The 1,399-nt window shown below is 37.8% G+C and carries 3 protein-coding genes; 2 read left to right on the top strand and 1 reads right to left on the bottom strand.

Annotated features, from left to right (window positions below; genetic code table 11):
- The first annotated feature begins 186 nt into the window (after window positions 1-186).
- On the top strand, window positions 187-567 hold the full coding sequence (locus tag CXF95_RS26160; protein WP_101201399.1) for a hypothetical protein: 381 nt from the start codon (window positions 187-189) through the stop codon (window positions 565-567).
- A gap of 100 nt (window positions 568-667) precedes the next feature.
- Here the strand turns inward: CXF95_RS26160 and CXF95_RS29765 are convergent, their stop codons facing one another.
- Window positions 668-829 carry a hypothetical protein gene (locus CXF95_RS29765; RefSeq protein WP_157828256.1) on the bottom strand — a complete coding sequence of 54 codons (162 nt, stop codon included), beginning with the start codon at window positions 827-829 and terminating at the stop codon, window positions 668-670.
- 163 nt (window positions 830-992) lie between these two features.
- Here CXF95_RS29765 and CXF95_RS26155 point away from each other — a divergent pair, with 163 nt between their 5' ends.
- Window positions 993-1,310 carry a hypothetical protein gene (locus tag CXF95_RS26155; RefSeq protein WP_101201398.1) on the top strand — a complete coding sequence of 106 codons (318 nt, stop codon included), beginning with the start codon at window positions 993-995 and terminating at the stop codon, window positions 1,308-1,310.
- The last annotated feature ends 89 nt before the right edge of the window (window positions 1,311-1,399 follow it).

Below are 1,399 nucleotides of genomic sequence, written 5' to 3'. Positions count from 1 at the left end.
TCAACTAAGTAAATCGTTGTGCTTGTTCAAATGCTGGGGTCAGGTCTGAATGGCGCTTAATTAAGGATATATTCTTTAATAAACAAATGGTTAAGTTAATTGTTTATCTAAATAAAAACCAAAAAAGGCAGAGAGTCCTGTAAAATATTTTCACCACAAAAACGTTCACAAAAGCTCTCTACCTCAATGTCCATTATCTCCCAATTTTATCTTTCTCAACAGTCAAAAATTAAAAAATACGCAACAAACATCACAGCAACCGACTTTCTTGAGTTGTTGTACAATGATGAATGGCTTTCAATAGTAGAAGAGAATATCCCCGAATACAGGGAGCAAATTTACACGCCCATGCAAACATTATCTATGTTTATGGCTCAAGCTCTAAGTGATGATCGTTCTTGCAGTAAAGCTGTTAATGACCTGATTATTCAAACCCAATCACAAGAAAATTCGCGAACAATCAGCCCCAATACTGGAGCGTACTGTCTTGCCCGGCAGAAATTACCTTTAGCTTTGTTAACTCAGCTTACCGTTAAAGTGGGTAATAGAAATGCTGGGGTCAAATAGAAATGCTGGGGTCAGGTCTTGTATTTTGCATATGTGACGTGGTCAACCTAATACGACGTGGTCTAATATATACGACCACCCTAGTTAAGACATAATAGCTTTAACTGGAGGTAGATAATGTGATGTAGCAAAACTTGATCAGTTTACTTTGAATGAATTGATATCGCTCCTTTTTATCACCTAAAACGGTAAAAACTGCGGTTTGGTTACCTTGAATAAAACTATCAAGGGCTTCAACGGTGGTTAAATTTTCAATATTCATGAGCTCTTTCATTCTATGTTCATGGACAGAATGAGAGTTTCAGACTTATTTCATATTGGACAAGGCTAAGACTTGACCCCAACCTTGCCCGTGTAATAAAATGTTTCAACAAGTTATTTAAATCAATAATTTAATCGACAAAAATTCAAACAAAGAGACAAATATGATCAAAAAGAAATCAACTACGGCCTCTGGCCTGCTAAATACCTTGGAAAAACATTCTGAAACAGCACTGAATGATGCACAGAGAGTAAGGATAGCCAAGAAAAAATATCTTATGGCAAATAAAGAAGAGATATTGCAGGCAGTGGCAGAGGGTTATAACTATCCGATTATCGCAGAGGCTGCGACAATTGAATTGTTGAAAACAGGTGTAACCAAAGAATTTGTCGTTACTAACAAAGAGGGTGAAGAGGTATCTCGGGAAACAAAATATAGAGGGCCGGAAGTCAGAGAATTTTGTGAAGCTATTGATGCATAGTAGTAACCTTTCCCTTGCTTATTTGCTGTTTTGACGTAAGCGGGGGCTAACGCATGCCGGGGTCACTCATTAGCCCTCTCCGGTCAAGC

It is taken from the genome of Paraglaciecola sp. MB-3u-78 (assembly GCF_002835935.1).
Lineage (GTDB): Bacteria > Pseudomonadota > Gammaproteobacteria > Enterobacterales > Alteromonadaceae > Paraglaciecola.
This window is presented reverse-complemented; position numbering and strand designations above follow the sequence as displayed.